This window comes from Erythrobacter sp. (assembly GCF_039988855.1).
Taxonomy (GTDB): Bacteria; Pseudomonadota; Alphaproteobacteria; order Sphingomonadales; family Sphingomonadaceae; genus Erythrobacter.
Genome location: NZ_JBDXIY010000016.1, coordinates 580,435 through 599,446, shown reverse-complemented (window position 1 = coordinate 599,446; position 19,012 = coordinate 580,435). Strand labels below are relative to the sequence as shown.

Genomic DNA, 19,012 nt, shown 5'->3' with positions numbered 1-19,012 from the left:
CGGGACTGTGGAAGTTGGTGCTCGATGCTCTCAATAACAGCGGCCCAGTACCAGACGGCTTCCAGGTGATTAACAGCACCGTCATCCGCGCGCACCGTTTGGTAGCGGACGCAAAAGGGGGACTCAAAGACACGGTTTCGGCCTACTCAGCCTGTCTTTCTTCAACGCCTACCCTCCCAAATTGGGAAAAATCTACGTTTTTCTCGGACGCAACCAGAGACTAGTTCACGGCTGGCAGACCATACAGCCTTGCTGTCTTGTAGGGTAGCGTCAGACACGTCCATACTACAATTTTGTGCTCTCAAATGCCACCAGTCCCTTATGGTCGACCAGTTAACTCCGGATGAAGCTCAGATCGCGCAGCTCACACCAGCTCGCTCGCGGGTCATATTGGACAGCCTGACGGATCGGCAGACGGAAGTCATGAGAGAGCTTGTATGTTACCGGGAGCGCAAGGAAATCGCCCGCGACCTGAAAATCAGCTACACCCGCATCACGCAGCATCTGGACAGCGTCAAAGAAAAGTTCACCATCGCCAACCTGTCAGCGCTCAAGATTGCATATCTGATTGCTTCTTATCAATGCGACCGTCCGGTCTTCAAAGAAAAACAGCTACGCGGAACCAGCGTTTCCATTCACCAACTGGTCTCGACCGGGAGGTATAGCGAGCTTCACGACCTTTATGTTGATCCTGACTTTAAGCAGTTCATCCGTGATCGTCGCTCCTCCGGTTGGAGGGCTTTGGATGCGTGGTTCGGGCCAGGTTGGCGACCTATCGCAATCGTGCTGATCGCTTTAACCGCCATAACCATGGTGGCCGGTATGTTCTTTATGAGCGACTGGATCACCGCACGCTTCGAAACAGAGCCCTCGTCACCTACTATGGAGACGAGATCGATGAATAATACTAAACCGCAGCAGTTAAGTGATGGGTTCCACTCGATCGAGGACGCTTTGCGCAACCTTGAACTGATGATTGCCCAACAGCTTTCCCTAGCCAACGAAGTGGCTAGAGAGAACGGCATCCCCACGATTGATAGCGCGCGCACCTTCAAGCATTTGAGTAAGGCTGCGCAGAAATGTGGCGAGCTGTCGAAGAGCGCAGCCCTATCTCACATGGCGGCTCAGAAGCTGGCAAAGGAACGTGCCGACATTATCTGGCGTTGCCCAAACAAAGAGAACGCGCAGGCCACGCTGAGCGTGGTAGCCTAGCCTACTATGTCATTACCAGATCTAAGCGACCCTAGAATAGCCGCCATCATGACAGTGTACTTCGGTTGCTTATTTCTGGCGGCGTGGATTGGTGGCGATAATCAGCGCAATCAATGGTTTTCGCCTGAGCGCGCTGGCGTCATTACCATCCTCGCTATGTTTCTAATCCAGAGCGTTGGATATGGCGATGCACTCGACAGCGTCTATCGCGAGCTCGACCTCATTGCACTAACCTCTGACATCGTCGGTTTGGCAGGCTTTACACTCATCGCGCTGTACGCGTCGCGAATCTGGTCCCTGTTTAGCGCTGGCATCCAACTCATCGCGTTACTGACGCATTTCGTTCGCCTCACCCGTGAAAACTCGGAAATGGCTGTAATGGCGTACAACCTGATGAAGGGTGTTCCCACCATCGCAGTGGCTCTGATTGTCTTGCTGGCGGCGGCGCTCCGATGGCGCAAAGTTCGGCGGGGCAAACCAGTACGTGACTGGGTTCCGTGGCGAAAATATGAGCGCTATAGGGCTCTTCAGAATGAATTAAGCGATTTCTGATAGTTAGCTCAATTAGACCCCCTGTTAATAGGGGTTGTTTTCATGCTCTGTTCCCTAAAGATCTTCTACAGTATCCTGTAACTTGCAACTCTCCATTGTCCTTCTGAACGAAGAAGAACATGAGAAGTACCAGAGCCCAAAGCAAGACAACACTTACCTTAACCCCGAGGGCGCAGTATTCTGCTTGCACCGTACCTTCTATGGCTTGGCCTAAGACGCGAGCGCCGACGAAAGCGCTCTCTTTCAGGTCGTAAATGAGATGGCTCCGGGTGTGTGGTCCGACCTCGCCTTTGGTCGTAACTATCTAGAAGCGCCTTGGCAGCTGAAATGTAACGAGGGCTGCACTTGGCCAGTATTGCGGTCGACACATGCTAGCTCAGGACACTTCACAATGCGTGCCAGCAGAATAATCGCTACGACGTATTGGTTGTATGCCAGTGGAACTTTTATCGCGCCGCACGCAAAAGGTTACGGAAGAATGGGTGATAAGGACGTAAAGCCACAGGCAGCTGGGTGCGAGGCAAAGCTCAGGGAGGTTCTCGCAGAACTTGATGAGTGTGGGGAGCTTATTTCTGCTGCATACGTCGGTCATGCCATTGATGCGCTCGTGAACAAAGAATGTAGCTAGGGCACTTGTACGCTTGAGCCCAGTTATCTGGTGCACTTCCGAGCTTTCGTTTATCTGTCAAAAAGGTGCGAACCGGGGATCACGGTGAAACTGCTTTTAACTGCAATGACATTATCAACCACAACGTTGCCGCCCGCTGCTGGTCCGATGTGCGCCAATGCCCACGCTGCTGAGGCCTGCTGCAAAGTCTGCAAGAAAGGCAAGGCTTGCGGCGACAGCTGTAATGCTCGAGATAAGAACTATACGAAACCCAAAGGATGCGCCTGTGACGACTGAACTAGAGCATCGCGTGCAGTTCCTGCCGCGGACTGAAAATGCGTCGTCCTAGCCTTCTCGAACTCGAATTTGGTGCCCTGTCACTTGCATGGTTCGCGACCCTAGGCTGGGCATTGTGGCAGGTGTATCGCTATGTCTCAGGGAGCTGAGTATCCATCCCAATGAGCCGTGAAAATAAAATCGGGGCGATGACGCTGTGGGTCCAGAAGCGCCATAGCAGATAGGGTCGGTTTTACAGAGCATAGCAGCAAGTTCAGCAGATGGCACAAGATGGGGAAGCCGGAGCAAAGTTATGGCATAAAGTGCGACAGCGTTTCTCAAAAAATCACTGAAGCCCCGCGTCCTAATAACAGGCTGCACTAAGCACCGCCAGCTTTCGACCCTTAAGGTAGATCGTCCCACTCTTTAGACGGAACACGGTGCCATCATTCGTACGTCTCGCTCTTTGCATCGTTCAGGTGAACCCGGATGCAATCTTGGACTAACTCGCGGCCAGCGGTAGTCAACGAAACAAACGTCCGCCTCTGATCAGCAGGATCCGTCGTCTTTTGAACGATATCAGAATCCGTTAACACCGTGATCCAACGTATCCCGGTCGTAGGGGAGCAATGCCCAGCTATTCCAGCATCCGTCACTGTCACTCTTCTTTCGCAAACCTCGTTAGTGTACAGATCTAAGATGATGTCCAGGACCGGGCTAATTGGAAGTCCCAGTGGGTCCAGTATGGCGATAATCTCATTGTGGAACCGGAGAATCTTCTGCGCCGCCGAGAGCTCAGTCATCCTAGGACATTCTAAGTCGACTTGCGCGCGATTCTCCTTTAGAATCCCTGCCGCAAATAGCTCGTGCATCGGTATCGTGAGCGTGAATCCATCGACACTATGAGTATAGTTCGATCGGGAGTCAGCTATAACACTGGCCTTATCCAGAATACGTTGAACGAGTTTCATTTACCCACGGCCCTAATTATTTGGATCTGAGCGCTTGATCCCTCAAACTCAGCCATAACGATTGGATTACTACGATCAAGATTTACAGTATCACACGTATTGCCGAGCGTTGTGAACTTAAGAAAAGGTTTAACCCCCATCTCATGCTCGCATTGTCGCTTCCCTAGCGCTTAAGACCCTCAATAATTGTGATGTAACACCCTCAGATCTATGGGGATATTTCAGCCTTCAATCTGAAAATTAAAATGCGTTAATTCAGGTGTATGGTTAAAATGGCTCACGCGTTGACCTACATCCGAGGAACACCGCACTGCCAAAACAAAAGCAATTATCGAGTTTGCCAGAGGGGGCCAAAGACTATCTAAAAGTGCAGCACATTGGGTGTAGACGGCCAGAGACCAGGAGCGTCCAGCCTAGGTTCAATGAGGCTAGACGGTGTTCCTAAGCATGCCCACGCAAGGGTCGAGATCGCGCCAAGAGTGGAAAACTAAAACCGGGAGCGACCACACTCCTATTTTGGATACCAACACCCGCGGCGTTCGCCGCCGAACTGCAAAGGCAATGACCTATTTCGCGACGTCCTACGGGCTCCGCTACGCAGTCCATTACTTCAACCGCGCTTATGCGTAACAACGCGGGTAGACTCCCATGCCAATTGGAGGAAAGTTGGGAATCACGTTGGCTTGAGCCCCTAGATTTCCTCCAGTGTTGAGTAGAGTCCGGCCTGAAGAAGGACTCACTTGTCGCCATTTTTCATTATATTTCAATGCTTTGAGCTACTGGCCAGAAGAGGCATCTTACTAGTGGCGTAACGCGTTGATCTAAATATTTTATTTCCCGTACCTTTTTCGGGCGCCGCTGCAAAGCATGCGGTGCCCGTCAGAGCGCATGACTGTCTGTCGTTGATCCGACAGCATTGACAGAGGCGAACACGAAAAAAGGGCAGGAACCGTCTCCGGTTCCCGCCCTCTCTATTGCGGTCAAAACTCGTCAAGCATGCCGCTATGGACGGTGTGGACCACACGTACTGTGAGATGCGCTGGCAAGGCGTTGTAGTCACCCTCGTCGAGAGCGAAATATCCAAGCTCATCATCCTCGATGACATGCTGATCGAAGAAACTGTGCAGTGCTCTCTTTTCTGCGGTTTCCAGAGCTTCGAAATAGCTGCGCGACGGTAAAGTGCAGTGTGTAGAACAAGCCATTGTATTCCTCCTGATAATTGTCGTGAGACGACAGGAGTTCGCGGGATGGTCTTGCGTATCCCGGGTCACAGGATCGCCCGGACGGGCGACCGCGCAAGCGGCGGTGGGGGCATCGATTTTGTCGAACTGGAGCGCAAGCGAAGGGAAGCAAAATGGTGGGGCCCCGCCAGTCCTTGAGGCGGGAGGCGCAAGGCCATCATGCTTGGACATCCGTGAGCCAGGACCTACCACCTATGCTCCAACTCGAATGGTTTCCGGCCTGCTGCGATTACCCTTTCCTACACCCCGCTGACGCGAGCATAGATATCAGCGGGGAGGAAATTTAGAGGGGAAGCAGAAGGACTAAGAAATGCCCCGAAATAGAAGTGCAATTGCCGCCTTGCAGAAGCTCGAAGCCGATCGCGAGGCGCTTGATGCAAAACAGCGAGAACTTGAGGCACAAGCGGCCAAAGAAGTCGGACAGGTCATTCTTGGCACCGGCATCGAGAAGTTCTCAAAGAAGGGATTGAAAAAGGTCGCCGAGGCGCTTGGCCAGCTTGGCGAAACGGCGGCGATCGCGAAACTGACAGTAAGCAGTTCATCGCGCGCATCAAGCCCGACGAAGGAAACCGGGTAAACACAGAAGAAGAGGCCCTGCCGCTTGCGGCAGAGCCTCTTCGTTGGGAGGAGCGACCGGTATCGATGTCAGTCGATCTCGGGAGCATCCTTATTGTCGCTCTCGTCGCCAGAACCGTTGCCACGTGAGAGGAAGTCGACCTTGTCCGCGAGGATCTCGGTGCCGTAGCGCGTAACTCCGTCCTTGTCCTCCCACTGGGTATAGTGGATGCGGCTCTGGACGCTGACCAGCTGGCCCTTGGTGCAGTACTGTCCGACGGTCTTGGCGAGGCCGTTGAAACAGGTCACCCGGTGGAACTCGCTTTCCTTGGCGGTGTAGCCGTTCTCATCCTTGTAGGTCTTGCCATCCTTGTCTCGCGCAGGGCGATCGGTGACGACGGTGATCCCAGTGACATTTGTGCCGCCCTTGGTCTCGCGGGTATCCGGATCGCGGGCGATGCGGCCGGTTAGGATTGCGATATTGGTCATGATGTAAGTCCTTCAGTTCCTCAAACCGGAGACCATCTCCGGCTTGCGAACATCCAGAAGAAGCAGGGCATGGGAGGACTGCACCGCAGGCCTGAAGGGCCGAAGGGGAACCTGTTCATAACGGGTGGTGCGGGCAGGCAGCGCCCAAGCGATTGCAGCAAAAGTGGGAACCGGTTTTGCGATCGCAATCGCGCAAGGAGACGCTGCCAACACGGCCGGAAAGGAACGGGTTGCTGTTCTCAGCTGACCTGGTTCAGGACTGTTCGCGAAGAAAGCCGGATGGGTATGGGGTGTGGGTCTGAAGGTGCGGTGACCGGCACTTCCAATCAGGCTTCGCCTTCGCCTTCCGATGCCGCCAGCAGATCCATGAAGTTGCGTGCTGCTTCCCGATCTTCTTCGTTCTCGAACGCCACATCGAGATCGGGGGCCGACCCGAACATGTGCAGGAACGACCACAGTGCAAAGCGCTTGCCCCGGTCCTTCTCAAGGCCGAGGTCGACCCGACAATGCTCGATGCCGGCTGCAAGGGTATCGGGCGCAACCCCGGAAAGGTCGGTCGTGGCAAAGTAGCGCTGCAGAAGATCGTCCAGTTGCATGACCTCAGCATAGTCGGGTCGGCGCCGAATGCACATCCATACAGTTCAGATTCAGATGTTGAAGGGCCCCTCAGGACCCCGGAGAGGTACCCAAGGGGCCGCGGCGATCGACCACAGTGATCCGGCGCGCCTTGGCATCGATCACGAGCCGTTCGGTCACGCCATTTCCCGGAAAGGCGACGACGTAGCGCGGATTGAGCGAGAGCATCTGCTCGTTGCGCTTGAACCCGGCGCGCGCGCCGAGACGGCGATCGAGCGAATAGGTCAGCTGCTGGACCTCGCGACGCTCAGCCCAGCTCGCTGCCAGGCGATCGGCACCCTTGCCATCGCCGCCATGGACCAAGAAGAGATCGGGAACGGCATCGCGAACCTTGTCCAGTGTCGCCCAGATATTGTCGGCATAGGCACGCGCATCTGCGGCGCTCTCGAAGCTCTGGCGACCACCTGCAAAGACGACTGGAGTGCCTTCAGGGATTAGGGCATGGCGCCGGCTTTCTGCGCGTGCGCGAAGGAAATCTCGGGCATCGATTACAGCCGATGTTAGCCCACGCGAATGGCTCGTGCGCGAGCCTGACATAGGCTTCCAGCAGGAGCCGAACCTCGTCGCTGGCCCGGTCAAGCTGAGCCGACTTGCGGCTGGCTGCGCGATGGAACAGATTGACCACGCCCCAGGCAATATCCTCAGCATCGGCTTCCAAAGCAGTGTCGGAGAACATCGCGAACAGATCGGACCATACGCCGCCAAGCGTCTGGTTGATCGCATGTTCGCAGGGAAAGTCGGTCTCGTTGAAGGGGGCCGGCCTGATGCTGAGGCCTGAAAGGTCAAGGCCGCTCAACTGGTCGATGAAGCTGTCGTACATTGCGTGTCGTGACACGAAATGGCCGGTCACTAGGCGATCAATTAGTTAACGAAGGGTTGGCCAGGACGTGGAGCGGAAGACGTGAACCATGGTGCTGAACCGCGATCAGGAACGGTGGGCTGCCGCATTATGGGTGGAAAAGAACCATGGTGATGCGGGGCTCGCCTACATAGCAAAGCAAGTGGAGCGGCTGACCTTAGAGGGTGATGGAGCAGGTGTAGAGACGTGGAAAGCGATCGGTGACCGCTTCGATCAGCTTAGACGCAAGAGCGCCTCGAACTGAGGCCTCAAGGCAATGCGGCAACGGTTTCGAAATCTGGGAATCAGGATTGAGTTTGCCGTTCTGGCATCAGTCTCCTTGTTTGGGCTTCTATTGAGCCTCCGGTCTTGCTTTGGCTGAGCAGCATGAAGGCTCACTGACCTCCGCCGCTGGCGAAGTTCGCCTCTATGACCTTTCCTCCTGAGCGGAGTTCATCAAGATAGTCGCTCCACCATTGAGCCATACGCACCCTCTCATCCCAGTGCTTACCCCGGTGGTAAATGCCGCGCACCGCATTGCTGTCGCCGTGCGCCAAGGCGCGCTCGATCGCATCCGGATTCCACAATCCTGATTCGTTTAGGAACGTCGAGGCCGTAGCACGCAAACCGTGAGCTGTGACTTCATCCTTGGAATATCCCATGCGGCGGAATGCGGCATTCAGGGTGTTCTCGCTCATAGGACGCTTTGAAGTCCGAGCTGAAGGAAACACATATCCTTCATGGCCTAGCATCTCGGCCAAGTCTGTCAGATAGCTTATGACCTGTTTCGAAAGAGGGACGGCGTGCGCACGGCGAGCCTTCATTTTTCCTGCGGGGATCTTCCAGACACCATCGACAAGGTCGACCTCACGCCACTCGGCATGCCTGAGTTCTCCAGGTCGTACAAAAACATGTGGCGCGATCTGCAACGCGAACTTTGTCACCATGTAGCCGGTGTAGTCGTCGATTGCCCGTAGCAGACCGCCAAGCTCCTTGGGTTCCAGAATGGCCGCATAATGTGTAGCCTTCGGCGTTATCAGTGCACCTTTGAGCATACTGGTTGGATCGGATTTGCAGCGAGTTGTCGCAACGCCATATCTAAAGACCCGGCCAGCGAACGAACGACACTTCTTTGCGGTTTCGTGTTTCCCGGTGGCCTCGAGCCGCTTGAGAGGAGCCAAGACTTCAAAGGGCTCGATCTCATGAATGGGCCGGTTTCCAATTGCCGGTGCCAGCTGGTCGAGAAAGTAGTTTGCCTTGACGATCGTGGCCTCAGCTCGGCCATTCTGAACCATCATCTGCTCGATGTATTCGCGGGCCACCGTCTCGAAGGTCTGCGCGGAGAGAAACTCCTCGCGTATCTTCTGCTTGCGTTTCTCGAAGGCAGGGTCCCGACCTGAGGCAACAGCCTGGCGCGCCTCAAAGGTCACGTCTCGCGCTTCCTTCAGACTGATTTCCGGATAGCTACCGATGGCAAGCTTCTTCTCAACTTTGCCGATACGATAGCGGAAACGCCACAGCTTACTGCCTGCCGGCGTGACTTCGATATATAGACCTCGCTGGTCGGCGACCTTGTACGATTTGGTTTTCTTCTTCAGGGCTCGGAGGCGAGTTTCGGTGAGAGGCATGTGCGGGCCTTTTCTCAATGTGGTTTTCGCAAAGGCCCGCAAAAGGCCCGCAAAAATGTCTGGAACCCCCGAGAACAAACGGGACGATCCGGAACGACCGAAGGGCGGAATCCCTAGGGTTTCTGCGGGTTTTATAGATTATCTGAGAGAACAAGAGAAGAACAAATGGTGCCCAGAAGAGGACTCGAACCTCCACATCCTTGCGGATACGTGCACCTGAAGCACGCGCGTCTACCAATTCCGCCATCTGGGCACGGTCGTGAAAAGCTCTCGATCACGCTTTCACGGTAGGCGCGCGCAGATAGCGTTGCAGCTGCGACTCTGTCAACGCAAACCTTATGCGTAGATCTCACCTCTTGCCCTTGCGCTCGCATTGGCGCATGGCGACCCCAACAAACCCTGCGGTATTTGCCCCAGAAAAGACTGTCCCAAAAGACTGTCGCAAAAGACTGGTGCAAAGACCGACGCAAATTGATCAGCTCATTGGGATTTACGAGCCATGTCAAAACCATCAACTCTCTCTGGCGCCGTTGTCACCGTGTTTGGCGGAGGCGGCTTTATCGGCAATTACGTCGTCCAAGCTTTGCTTGCGCGCGGTGCCCGCGTCCGGGTGGCTAGCCGCAAACCTGAGACGAGCTGGCCGCTCAAACCCCTCGCCAATCTGGGCCAGCTTCAGTTCGCACGCTGCGACATCACCAGGACTGAACATATCACCAAGGCGCTTACTGGCACCGATTATGCCGTGAACCTTGTCGGAGCTTTTTCTGGAGACCTCAACCACTTGATGGGCGAGGCCCCTGGCCAGATCGCGGCGCAAGCCGCCTCAAACGGTGTGCGCGGCTTTGTCCATGTTAGCGCGATTGGTGCCGATGAGAGCTCGCCCACAGCCTATGCAAAGGGCAAGGGACTGGGTGAGCGCCTTGTGATGGAGGGCTTTGAAAACGCCACTGTGCTTCGTCCATCCATCGTGTTTGGCAAGGATGACAACTTCCTCAACATGTTCGGCGGCCTTATCGAGATGGCCCCTGTCCTTCCTGTTTTTGGCTCCGATGCAAAGCTCCAGCCCGTCTTTGTTGACGACGTTGCCGAAGCGGTGGCTTTCGCACTTGAAGACCCTGCGACCCATGGCGGCAAGACTTTCGAGCTTGGCGGGCCCGAAGTCCTGACGATGATGGATATCAACACCCGCATCGCCGCCGCCGCCGGGCGTGACCCCAAGTTTATTGCCCTGCCCGACGCGCTGAGCGGTCTTTTCGCGGCCCTGCCTTTGACACCGATGAGCCGCGATCAATGGGCCTTGCTCAAAGCAGGCAGCGTGGTTACCGATGATGCCAACACGCTTGCCGATCTTGGCATTGGTGCACGCCCACTTAGCCTGTTCCTCGGCAAATGGATGACGCGTTACCGCAAGTTTGGCCGGTTCGGCCTTGCCAATGAACGCAATAAGCGGTGTGTCAGCAACAGTTAGAAAACCTTTGGTTTTTCGCGAGTTTTGACACAGTTGACACACTGTCCAAGGCACAAAAACCTTTGCCCCCTGCTCACCCCTAAAAATACGGGCAAGAAGCGGGCAAATGAAGGACAACATTCGCGCCTTTTAGTGCGCTAAGTCCAAGTAGGAAAATCTGACTTTAGAGCTGTTGTGAGTAAAGCGACAGCAAATCGGTGTAAGCTTTTTCAGCCGCTGGCTCAGCATATGAGGGGCTATCAGGCACGGTCCAGCCGTGGCCGCCTGCATAGACCTCTACCACCGCAAGACGCCCTGCGGCTTTAGCGGCGGCGGCAAATTCATCCTTATGCGTTGGTTCTTTGGCGTCATCGTCTTGCGCCACAGCGATCAGAAAGCCGGCATCGGTTTGCCCGAGAACTTTATGCGGGCTCTTCTCATAGTCACTGCGCACCAAACCTCCGCCGTGGAAGCTTGCAGCGGCTTTAATGCGGGTCGGCACAGCAGCAGCGCTCCACACGGTGAAAGGACCGCCCATGCAATAGCCTTGGGTGCCGATGCCCTTGGAGGTATCGACGGCCGCTTGCGCATCAAGCCATTCCACCGCTGAGCCGGCATCGCGACCAATGGAATCAGCATCAAGCTTACGGCGCCACGGGGTGACCTTTGGGAAGCCATCATTGGCGAAAAAGTCAGTGAAATCGTCAAACTGCTGGCCAGCGACATCGCGGTAATATGGGTTGAGCATCAGAACCGCAAAACCTTCAGCTGCGAGGCGACGCACCATATCGATTTTCGCCGTACGAATTGAGGCGATGTCTGGCCAGAAGATAACAGCCGGGTGCTTACCCTCAGCGGGGTGAACGAAGACGCCGTCCATCGTGCCGTCGGCGGTTTCGAAGCTCACTTTGGTCTGGATAAGAGCCGCATCGCTGGTTTCAGTGCCCGCTGTGACCGCTTCGGGAGCGCATGCCGTCACTGCCGCGGCTCCTGCCAGAACGCCCAATTGACGGCGACTGAGCGCCCATTCCTTTAACTTGGCTTCATCACACATGGCGTCTCATCCTCATAAATTGTCGTCTAGGCGTTTGATAGGCTGATGCGCGCGCCATGGACAAGCTGCAATATCCAAGGCAGATTGCATTTCAAGAAGGGACTGAAAAATCCCTCGGGGAGAGAACACAATGAACAAGCTGTTTTGGGCTGCGCCTGTGTTGGCGCTTGGCGCTTTAGGTCTGACGTCCTGCGAGGGAATGACCGGTGATGCTGAAGGCGGCATTACAGCTGAAATGCTGATGGGCGCTGGCGAAGATAACGCCAATTGGATCACCCATGGCCGGACCTATGACGAACAGCGTTTCTCCCCGCTTGAGAACATCAATGCAGGCAATGTTGGCGACCTTGGTCTTGCGTGGTTCGCCGATATGGACACAGCCCGCGGCCAAGAAGCAACGCCGTTGGTGATTGATGGCAAAATGTATCTCACCACCGCATGGTCCAAGGTGAGGGCGTTTGATGCAACGAATGGGGAGCCTTTGTGGGATTATGATCCAGAGGTTCCCGGCGAAACCGGCGTGAAAGTATGCTGCGATGTGGTGAACCGGGGCCTCGCCGCGTGGGGTGATGACCTGTTCCTTGGCACGCTGGACGGGCGGCTGGTGTCGCTTGATCGCGACAGCGGCGAGGTCAATTGGGAAGTCGTCACCGTTGATCAAGAACAAGCCTATTCCATCACTGGCGCGCCGCGCATCATTGATGGCAAAGTTATCATCGGTAATGGCGGGGCAGAATTTGGCGTGCGCGGATATATCGCGGCCTATGATGTGGATGACGGAACTGAGCTTTGGCGGTTCTATACCGTTCCCGATGGCACCGAAGGTGACGATGCCCCTGAACACTTAAAAGCTGCTTCTGAAACTTGGAACATGGAGGCGCTTGCTGGTTCCGATGCGATTGGCGGCGGGGGTACGGTATGGGATTCCATGGCCTATGACCCGGAATTGAACTTCCTATATTTCGGTGTTGGCAATGGATCTCCGTGGAACCGCGCTTACCGATCGCCAGGCGAAGATGGAACCGGGGAAGGCGATAACCTCTACCTCTCCAGCATCGTCGCCATCCGGCCCGATACAGGCGAATATGTCTGGCATTATCAGACCACCCCGGGCGAAACATGGGATTACACCGCGACGCAGCACATCATCCTTGCCGATATGGAAATCGAGGGCGAGCAGCGTCAGGTCCTGATGCAGGCGCCTAAAAACGGGTTTTTCTATGTGCTCGACCGGGCGACGGGAGAGTTTATCTCTGGCAAAGAATACATCCCGCAAAACTGGGCCGAAGGTCTTGATGAAAACGGGCGTCCGATTTTCAACCCAGAGGCGCGGATCGATAAGACGGGCCAGCCAGCTATCGTGATGCCGGGGCCGCTTGGCGGACACAATTGGCACCCGATGGCGTTCCACCCGGGCGAAGGCCTTGTCTATATCCCAGCGTTCGAGGCTGCGACGGTTTACGCTCCCGAAGCAGATTGGAAGCCTGACCGCGCACGCGGATTTAACGTAGGTTTCGATTTGGGCGCAGGCGATTTGCCGCCAGACCTTGGCATTCGCAAAGGGCTTTACGGCACGATCAAAGGTAAGCTGATGGCGTGGGATCCGGTGGCGCAAGAGGCGCGCTGGACTGTTGAGTTCCCCGGCCCATGGAATGGCGGATTGCTTGCGACCGGCGGCGGTCTTGTCTTCCAAGGCAATTCATCCAGCGAATTTGCCGCTTACAATTCTGGTACCGGTGAAAAGCTCTGGAGCTTTGCCGCGCAAACCGGGATCGTGGCGCCTCCGATCACCTACACGGTTGGCGGTGAGCAATATGTCGCAGTCCTGGCCGGATGGGGCGGCGCTTATGCGATTACGGCAGATGGCCATATGATCAATGACCAAACCCCTGTGCGCAATATCTCGCGCCTGCTGGTGTTCAAGATCGGCGGCGAAGCAGCCCTGCCCGATATGCCAGCTTTGGTTGATATCCCTCTCGATCCGCCGCCTAGCCGCGCGAGCGCTGAGACCATCGCATTGGGTAAGGTCAAGTATGCCCGTTATTGCGCGGTCTGCCACGCGCCTGCTGCTGTGGGCTCAACCGAACTGCCGGACCTCAGACGTTCAGGCACGCTGGGCAATGCAACAAGCTGGCAGGCGGTCGTGCATGACGGCATCCTTGCAGACAACGGCATGGTGAGCTTTGCCGATTCAATGTCTAAGGACGAGATTGAGGCGATCCGTGCTTACGTCATTCAGCGCGCCAATGAGGACAAAGCTCTGGAGGCAGCGAGCGCCGAGTAGGCAGCGCGGCGTTGGCCGAAGATTAGAGTGCACAAAAGTGTGCCGGGGATAAGGGTGAAAGCGCCGGCGATGCAGGCTGGCCAAGTTAGCCGTTAGCCCCGGAACACGACCGTCCGGTTGCCATTCATCAAGACACGCTCGCCAGCGAATAAACGCACCGCTTCGGCAAGCACGCGGCGCTCTATATCGCGGCCCTTGCGAACCAAGTCCGACGGATTATCCGCGTGGGTGATGCGTTCCACATCTTGGTGAATGATCGGACCTTCATCGAGGTCAGCGGTCACAAAATGCGCGGTTGCTCCGATGATCTTTACCCCGCGATCATGCGCTTGATGATACGGCCTTGCGCCTTTGAAACCCGGGAGGAAGGAGTGATGGATGTTGATGCAGCGACCCGCGAAATGGGCCGACTGTTCGTCTGAGAAAATTTGCATATAGCGCGCCAGCACCACCAGCTCCGCCCCAGTTTCTTCAGCGATGGCGCGCACCCGCGCTTCGGCTTCGGGCTTGGTCTCTTTGGTTACCGGGACATGGTGGAATGCGATGTCGCCAATATCGGTGCGAATGGCCACCTCACGCGGGTGGTTAGAGACAATCGCCACAGGTTCAATATTGAGCTCACCCATGCGCAGCCGGTAAAGCAGATCAACCAGACAATGGTCCCCTTTCGAGACCATGATTATCACCCGGCGTGGACGGTCTTGGGAGACAATCTTCCACTCCATGGAATACTCTTGACCAAGCCTTGCAAAGCTTGTGCGGAGTTCATCGGAAGTGGTCCCAAGCGGGTCAAATGCGACACGCATGAAAAAGCGATCACTTGTCTCGTCGCGAAATTGCTGCGCGTCCAAAATGTTGCAGCCACGTTCAAAAAGGAAAGCTGTCACACGCGCGGTAATGCCGGTTTGGTCAGCGCAGGTCAGCGTCAAAACAAGGGAAGAACTCATGGGGTTCGATCACATTCTCATGCGGGCTGATTGGCCGTCATCAACCTTGATGACAGCGCCCGTTACGCATTCGCTTGCAGGGCCAACAAGATAAAGCAGCGTTGAGTCCATCTCTGCTGGCACTGGTACGCGCTTCCTTGCAAGCATCGGGCGCGGATCGCCAATCCGTTCAAACATGCCATCGGTCATTTCGGTGACGAACATGCCAGGGCAAATCGCATTCACGTTGATATTGGCATAGGCCCATTCAACGCTCAGCGTTTCAGTCATGCGCGCCAGGGCGGTCTTGGTCGTTGCATAAAGCGCCGCGCCCCCGCCGTCATAGCGGTAATGCGCGGTCGAAGATATATTGACGATGCGGCCCGGTTTCTTCGCTGCAAGGAGCCTACGAGCAACCTCGCAAGACAAGATCCAAGGTGCACGAAGGTTCACACCCAGCACACGGTCGATCAGCTCAATTTCCATCTTATGCGCGCGCTGTGCATCGGGGATGCCGGCATTGTTGATGAGAATATCGACAAGACCAAGCTCGCGCTCCGCCGTCTCAACCGCATTCACCAAAGCGTCTGCATCGGTTGCATCCATCGCAATTGCGATCGCCTTACCGCCGCCATTTTCGCCAGCTTTGGCATTGATCTCTTCCGCAAGCGCCTCCAGCCGATCAATGCGCCGCGCGCACAGCGCCACGGATGCGCCTTGGCTCGCCAAAACGCGGGCAAATCGCTCACCAAAGCCCGATGATGCCCCTGTCACCAAAGCCACACTGCCCGAAAGGTCAGTTGATGCATTTGGCAAAGGGAATTCTTGTGCAGAAGCGTCGTTCATATGCAGATCACCGTCCGGTTAGGGCCTCTTCGCATTGTTCCATCAGCTGCGTGATGATGTCGGTGCAGGGTTCTTCTTTGGTGACCATGCCAACCGATTGGCCAGCCATGATCGAACCGTTTTCAACATCGCCATCGATCACCGCGCGGCGCAATGCGCCTGCCCAAAAGTGTTCAATCTGCAATTGCGCCTCGCCCATATCGACCTCTTCGCGGTCAAGCATGCCGGCAACCTCGATCTGCTTTTTGGTGAATTCTTCTGTGCCCTTATTCTTAAGTGCGCGGACCGGGATTACAGGCAAGCGGGGATCAACCTGAACGCTGGCATCGGCATCGCGCGCCTTGGCACGGAAGAAGGCCTTTTTGAAATCAACGTGTGCGATACTTTCACTTGCGCAGGCAAAGCGTGTGCCCAATTGCACCCCACAAGCGCCCATCTCAAGATAGCTCGCAATCGCTTCGCCCCGGCCAATACCGCCCGCAACAAAAACAAGGTGATCTTGCGCCAAAACGGGCAAGAATTCCTGTGCAAGGACACTGGTCGCAACAGGGCCTATGTGGCCGCCAGCTTCCATCCCTTCGATCACCAAGGCGTCACCGCCCGAGCGAAGGAGCTTTTTCGCCAGCGCAAGGGTCGGCGCAAAGACGATCACTTTGCCGCCAAATTCCTTAATCGCCTCAACTGAACCTTTGGGCGGGATGCCGCCTGCGAGAACCACGTGGCCCACCGCGTATTTCTTGCAGACCTCGATAAGGTCGAAAAGCTGCGGGTGCATTGTGATGAGGTTCACGCCAAAAGGCTTATCCGTCATCGCCTTAGTGGCCGCGATCTCCGCATCGAGCAATTCAGGTGTCATCGCACCGCATGCGATCACGCCAAAGCCGCCAGCGTTGGACATGGCCGACACAAGATTGCGTTCAGACACCCAACTCATCGCGCCGCAAAGGATTGCGGTTTCACAGCCAAGAAATTCGGTCCCGCGCTGCATCATGGCAGCGGTCTTTGAATAATCCATCATAGGATCGCTCGATTAGGGGGACGGCGCACAAAGATCAATCGTGCCGATCATCCATCATGGTATTCGATACGCACCTTGCGTGCCGTAGCGGCGGCCAGCTCTCGCGCTTTGTCCGTATCGCTGCCTTTCGCAAGGCCAACGGCCATGCGGCGGTAAGGCCGCGTGACGGGTTTGCCAAAGATGCGAACATCCGAAGTGTCATCGGTTGCGAGTGCGGCGTGCACGCCCACAAAGCCAAAGTCTTCGCTGTCGCGGTCCGCAAGAATAACGGCAGAGGCCGCAGGGGTTGCTTCGATCACGCTCGGCACGGGAAGTCCAAGGATAGCGCGTGCGTGAAGGTCAAATTCTGTAAGGTCTTGTGACGCGAGCGTTACCATGCCGGTATCATGGGGTCGCGGAGAGAGTTCTGAAAAGATGACATCATCGCCGCGTACGAAAAATTCGACACCGAACAATCCCCAACCTTTGCCATCACCTTTTAGCGCCTCAACGACTTTCACCGCCATCGCCTGCGCTTTTTCAATGGCGCCTTGAGACATAGCGGCCGGCTGCCAACTTTCCTGATAATCGCCGCGTTCCTGACGGTGGCCAATGGGCGGACAGAAACTGATCCCACCTTTATGGCGAACCGTCAGAAGCGTAATCTCATAATCGAAGGCGATAAACTCTTCGACGATAACCCGCGCTCTATCACCGCGCATATTGGCACAGGCATAATTCCAAGCCTCTTCAAGTTCTTGTATGGTTTCAACCTTGCTTTGACCTTTGCCCGACGAAGACATGACCGGCTTAATCACACAAGGGAAACCGGAATGCTCGGCCGCTGCGTGCACTTCGGCAAGGCTGGTCGCATAGCGGTAGCGCGAGGTGGTGAGGCCAAGCTCACCCGCCGCCAGATCGCGGATCGCATCGCGGTTCATGGTCAACTGCGCCGCGCGGGCCGAAGGAACAATGTTGAACCCCTCGCCTTCGAGCTGCCCCAAGACTTCGGTTCGGATGGCCTCAATCTCGGGCACGATGAAGTCTGGTTGATGCTTTTCGGTCGCTACGCGCAGAGCGGTTCCGTCTAGCATGGAGAAAACCTCTCGCCCGTCAGCCACCTGCATTGCGGGTGCATTGTCATAGGCGTCACACGCAATAACCCGCGCTCCCAAACGCTTTGCAGAAATGACAAATTCGCGGCCCAATTCGCCCGAGCCCAAAAGGAGGATAGTTGCAGTGTAAGACATCTTCCCACCCTAACGCAGGGCAAGCCCGCATCCAAGTAGGCTAAGAGGCGCGTTTCGCCGTTCGCTCTACAATCGTTTCAATCGCTCGCTCCACCGACCGTCCGCACGAAAAGGTCGATTGCGGCCGGCAAATCGCCGCTTGCATACCGCCCGCCGCCCGCGCCATCACCAATCCTAGCTCTGCTTGGCGCATGGTCCATTCCGCGCTCAGCTCAACGCGGGCGACCCCCGCACTTGCACTCAGATCGGGCTTACGTCCGTCATCAGCCATAGCCAGTCCCGCAAATGTTCGGAGCGTTTCACACGCCCAATCCTTCGCCTCGCCCGAATGCCTGCCCGGCAAGATTACGCCAAAGCGTTCATCATCGATCTGTGCGAGCGTGAAATGCGGTTCAGCCATGGCTTCAAGAAAGCGCGCAAACCCCCAACGGATCTCATCAGCGGTCGCCTGACCATATTGCATGAAAATTGCCCGCATGCCGTCGATTGCAAGGATTGCGACGCTGGCGTTTTGGTTCATCGCGATGCTGCCCGTTAGTTCGCGTACGAACGAGCGGCGATCTGCCAGATCGGTAAAGGGATCATTGGAGGCATCATTTGATTTTGGAAGCGAGGCTGCACTCGCGGCGGTTATCGGTTGGCGGACAATCTGGAGCGTGCCGATCACTCCGGCCAGTTTGCCTGCATCATTGTCCAACCGAGTTAAGGTGAGATCGTACCAATCAAGGTCTTCGCACTGTGCAATGTTCACCGCCGGCGCATCAACAACGTCGCAGGTTTCGTTCGATTGGCCCGTGTTTGCCGGGAACCGAACCCCATGTTCGCCGCCCTCGGCTGAAACAACCTGCTGGAAGTACCTCGCCACTTTAGGCTGATGATCTGCGGCGACGAAATCGGTCACATGCGGCATGACCAACAGGGCATCCAGATCGATACCCAATCGCGAAACATTGGCGGATGCGTCAACGAAAAAGCCTGCTGCATCGAGCCGGACAAATATCCCATCCGCAAGATCAGGTGATCGACCACCTAACGTGTGATCGACACGATTCTGAATTTGCAATTTCATGCAATTAGCCCCTAGTTCCAAACAAGCCCCGCGCACGATCCGCAGTCAATCCAGGCGACCCGTAAACTAACGCCGCGAAGGGCTCTCAGAGAAACATCCCGATGTTTCAACGAACTAGGCGAAAAGCCCGTTAG

16 protein-coding genes, 1 tRNA gene and 3 pseudogenes are annotated in these 19,012 nt (G+C 55.9%); 8 read left to right on the top strand and 12 right to left on the bottom strand.

The features are described from left to right. The 3 genes and pseudogenes from ABJ205_RS10585 to ABJ205_RS10575 form a co-directional block, all read left to right on the top strand. Positions 1–95: pseudogene (locus ABJ205_RS10585) on the top strand (IS5/IS1182 family transposase); the annotation flags it as partial. Between the two features lie 226 nt (positions 96–321). Continuing rightward, on the top strand, positions 322–1,212 hold the full coding sequence (locus ABJ205_RS10580) for a LuxR C-terminal-related transcriptional regulator (protein ID WP_348159202.1): 891 nt from the start codon (positions 322–324) through the stop codon (positions 1,210–1,212). 6 nt (positions 1,213–1,218) lie between these two features. Beyond that, positions 1,219–1,764 (top strand): hypothetical protein, encoded by a 546-nt coding sequence (locus ABJ205_RS10575; RefSeq protein WP_348510051.1) that lies wholly within the window; start codon positions 1,219–1,221, stop codon positions 1,762–1,764. A gap of 2,834 nt (positions 1,765–4,598) precedes the next feature. Here ABJ205_RS10575 and ABJ205_RS10570 read toward each other — a convergent pair. Beyond that, positions 4,599–4,820 (bottom strand): hypothetical protein, encoded by a 222-nt coding sequence (locus ABJ205_RS10570; RefSeq protein WP_348159199.1) that lies wholly within the window; start codon positions 4,818–4,820, stop codon positions 4,599–4,601. Positions 4,821–5,169: 349 nt separating this feature from the next. Here ABJ205_RS10570 and ABJ205_RS10565 point away from each other — a divergent pair, with 349 nt between their 5' ends. Further along, positions 5,170–5,436, top strand: coding sequence for a DUF6437 family protein (locus tag ABJ205_RS10565; protein WP_348159198.1), 267 nt, complete (start codon positions 5,170–5,172; stop codon positions 5,434–5,436). Positions 5,437–5,504: 68 nt separating this feature from the next. On the opposite strand, the gene ABJ205_RS10560 is transcribed toward ABJ205_RS10565, so the two are convergent. From ABJ205_RS10560 to ABJ205_RS10550, 3 genes and pseudogenes are all read right to left on the bottom strand, one after another. After that, positions 5,505–5,903, bottom strand: coding sequence for a single-stranded DNA-binding protein (locus ABJ205_RS10560; protein ID WP_348159196.1), 399 nt, complete (start codon positions 5,901–5,903; stop codon positions 5,505–5,507). 326 nt (positions 5,904–6,229) lie between these two features. Next, positions 6,230–6,499, bottom strand: a complete 270-nt coding sequence (locus ABJ205_RS10555; protein ID WP_348159194.1) for a hypothetical protein — start codon at positions 6,497–6,499, stop codon at positions 6,230–6,232. Between the two features lie 70 nt (positions 6,500–6,569). Further along, positions 6,570–7,359, bottom strand: a pseudogene (locus ABJ205_RS10550) (DUF2493 domain-containing protein). Between ABJ205_RS10550 and ABJ205_RS10545 the strand changes: the two are divergent. Together ABJ205_RS10545 and ABJ205_RS10540 are read left to right on the top strand one after the other, a co-directional pair. Beyond that, positions 7,353–7,457 (top strand): annotated as a pseudogene (locus ABJ205_RS10545) (thermonuclease family protein); the annotation flags it as partial. The pseudogenes ABJ205_RS10550 and ABJ205_RS10545 sit on opposite strands and share 7 nt — an antisense overlap. Positions 7,458–7,492: 35 nt before the next feature. Next, the gene (locus tag ABJ205_RS10540; RefSeq protein ID WP_348159193.1) at positions 7,493–7,642 is read left to right on the top strand and encodes a hypothetical protein; all 150 of its coding nucleotides are present in this window, start codon (positions 7,493–7,495) and stop codon (positions 7,640–7,642) included. Positions 7,643–7,772: 130 nt separating this feature from the next. Here ABJ205_RS10540 and ABJ205_RS10535 read toward each other — a convergent pair whose 3' ends face one another. Continuing rightward, complete coding sequence (locus ABJ205_RS10535; protein ID WP_348159191.1) at positions 7,773–9,005, bottom strand: integrase arm-type DNA-binding domain-containing protein; 1,233 nt, start codon at positions 9,003–9,005, stop codon at positions 7,773–7,775. A 166-nt stretch (positions 9,006–9,171) separates the two neighbouring features. Beyond that, positions 9,172–9,258 (bottom strand) — tRNA-Leu (locus ABJ205_RS10530). A 246-nt stretch (positions 9,259–9,504) separates the two neighbouring features. Here ABJ205_RS10530 and ABJ205_RS10525 point away from each other — a divergent pair. Beyond that, complete coding sequence (locus tag ABJ205_RS10525) at positions 9,505–10,473, top strand: complex I NDUFA9 subunit family protein (RefSeq protein ID WP_348159189.1); 969 nt, start codon at positions 9,505–9,507, stop codon at positions 10,471–10,473. A 163-nt stretch (positions 10,474–10,636) separates the two neighbouring features. Here the strand turns inward: ABJ205_RS10525 and ABJ205_RS10520 are convergent, their stop codons facing one another. After that, positions 10,637–11,506 (bottom strand): dienelactone hydrolase family protein, encoded by an 870-nt coding sequence (locus tag ABJ205_RS10520; protein ID WP_348159188.1) that lies wholly within the window; start codon positions 11,504–11,506, stop codon positions 10,637–10,639. A 130-nt stretch (positions 11,507–11,636) separates the two neighbouring features. On the opposite strand from ABJ205_RS10520, the gene ABJ205_RS10515 reads away from it, so the two are divergent. Beyond that, positions 11,637–13,790: a PQQ-dependent dehydrogenase, methanol/ethanol family gene (locus ABJ205_RS10515; protein ID WP_348159187.1), complete on the top strand. Its 2,154-nt coding sequence runs from the start codon at positions 11,637–11,639 to the stop codon at positions 13,788–13,790. A gap of 92 nt (positions 13,791–13,882) precedes the next feature. Here the strand turns inward: ABJ205_RS10515 and purU are convergent, their stop codons facing one another. From purU to ABJ205_RS10490, 5 genes are read right to left on the bottom strand one after another with little or no spacing between them, the layout of a single operon-like run. Then, positions 13,883–14,737 (bottom strand): formyltetrahydrofolate deformylase, encoded by an 855-nt coding sequence (gene purU / locus ABJ205_RS10510; RefSeq protein ID WP_348159185.1) that lies wholly within the window; start codon positions 14,735–14,737, stop codon positions 13,883–13,885. A gap of 9 nt (positions 14,738–14,746) precedes the next feature. After that, the gene (locus tag ABJ205_RS10505; protein ID WP_348159183.1) at positions 14,747–15,562 is read right to left on the bottom strand and encodes an SDR family NAD(P)-dependent oxidoreductase; all 816 of its coding nucleotides are present in this window, start codon (positions 15,560–15,562) and stop codon (positions 14,747–14,749) included. A 7-nt stretch (positions 15,563–15,569) separates the two neighbouring features. Continuing rightward, the gene (locus tag ABJ205_RS10500; protein WP_348159182.1) at positions 15,570–16,580 is read right to left on the bottom strand and encodes a nitronate monooxygenase family protein; all 1,011 of its coding nucleotides are present in this window, start codon (positions 16,578–16,580) and stop codon (positions 15,570–15,572) included. Between the two features lie 47 nt (positions 16,581–16,627). Further along, the gene (gene purT / locus ABJ205_RS10495; protein ID WP_348159180.1) at positions 16,628–17,809 is read right to left on the bottom strand and encodes a formate-dependent phosphoribosylglycinamide formyltransferase; all 1,182 of its coding nucleotides are present in this window, start codon (positions 17,807–17,809) and stop codon (positions 16,628–16,630) included. Between the two features lie 40 nt (positions 17,810–17,849). Next, positions 17,850–18,878, bottom strand: a complete 1,029-nt coding sequence (locus tag ABJ205_RS10490) for a GGDEF domain-containing protein (protein ID WP_348159179.1) — start codon at positions 18,876–18,878, stop codon at positions 17,850–17,852. Between the last annotated feature and the right edge of the window lie 134 nt (positions 18,879–19,012).

Excerpts from the sequence above, each read along its gene's own strand:
- purU (WP_348159185.1), bottom strand. The coding sequence starts at position 14,737 with ATGAGTTCTTCCCTTGTTTTGACGCTGACCTGCGCTGACCAAACCGGC.
- ABJ205_RS10505 (WP_348159183.1), bottom strand. The coding sequence starts at position 15,562 with ATGAACGACGCTTCTGCACAAGAATTCCCTTTGCCAAATGCATCAACT.
- ABJ205_RS10580 (WP_348159202.1), top strand. The coding sequence starts at position 322 with ATGGTCGACCAGTTAACTCCGGATGAAGCTCAGATCGCGCAGCTCACA.
- ABJ205_RS10500 (WP_348159182.1), bottom strand. The coding sequence starts at position 16,580 with ATGATGGATTATTCAAAGACCGCTGCCATGATGCAGCGCGGGACCGAA.
- ABJ205_RS10560 (WP_348159196.1), bottom strand. The coding sequence starts at position 5,903 with ATGACCAATATCGCAATCCTAACCGGCCGCATCGCCCGCGATCCGGAT.
- ABJ205_RS10555 (WP_348159194.1), bottom strand. The coding sequence starts at position 6,499 with ATGCAACTGGACGATCTTCTGCAGCGCTACTTTGCCACGACCGACCTT.
- ABJ205_RS10565 (WP_348159198.1), top strand. The coding sequence starts at position 5,170 with ATGCCCCGAAATAGAAGTGCAATTGCCGCCTTGCAGAAGCTCGAAGCC.
- ABJ205_RS10525 (WP_348159189.1), top strand. The coding sequence starts at position 9,505 with ATGTCAAAACCATCAACTCTCTCTGGCGCCGTTGTCACCGTGTTTGGC.
- ABJ205_RS10515 (WP_348159187.1), top strand. The coding sequence starts at position 11,637 with ATGAACAAGCTGTTTTGGGCTGCGCCTGTGTTGGCGCTTGGCGCTTTA.
- ABJ205_RS10520 (WP_348159188.1), bottom strand. The coding sequence starts at position 11,506 with ATGTGTGATGAAGCCAAGTTAAAGGAATGGGCGCTCAGTCGCCGTCAA.
- ABJ205_RS10570 (WP_348159199.1), bottom strand. The coding sequence starts at position 4,820 with ATGGCTTGTTCTACACACTGCACTTTACCGTCGCGCAGCTATTTCGAA.
- ABJ205_RS10575 (WP_348510051.1), top strand. The coding sequence starts at position 1,219 with ATGTCATTACCAGATCTAAGCGACCCTAGAATAGCCGCCATCATGACA.
- ABJ205_RS10490 (WP_348159179.1), bottom strand. The coding sequence starts at position 18,878 with ATGAAATTGCAAATTCAGAATCGTGTCGATCACACGTTAGGTGGTCGA.
- purT (WP_348159180.1), bottom strand. The coding sequence starts at position 17,809 with ATGTCTTACACTGCAACTATCCTCCTTTTGGGCTCGGGCGAATTGGGC.
- ABJ205_RS10535 (WP_348159191.1), bottom strand. The coding sequence starts at position 9,005 with ATGCCTCTCACCGAAACTCGCCTCCGAGCCCTGAAGAAGAAAACCAAA.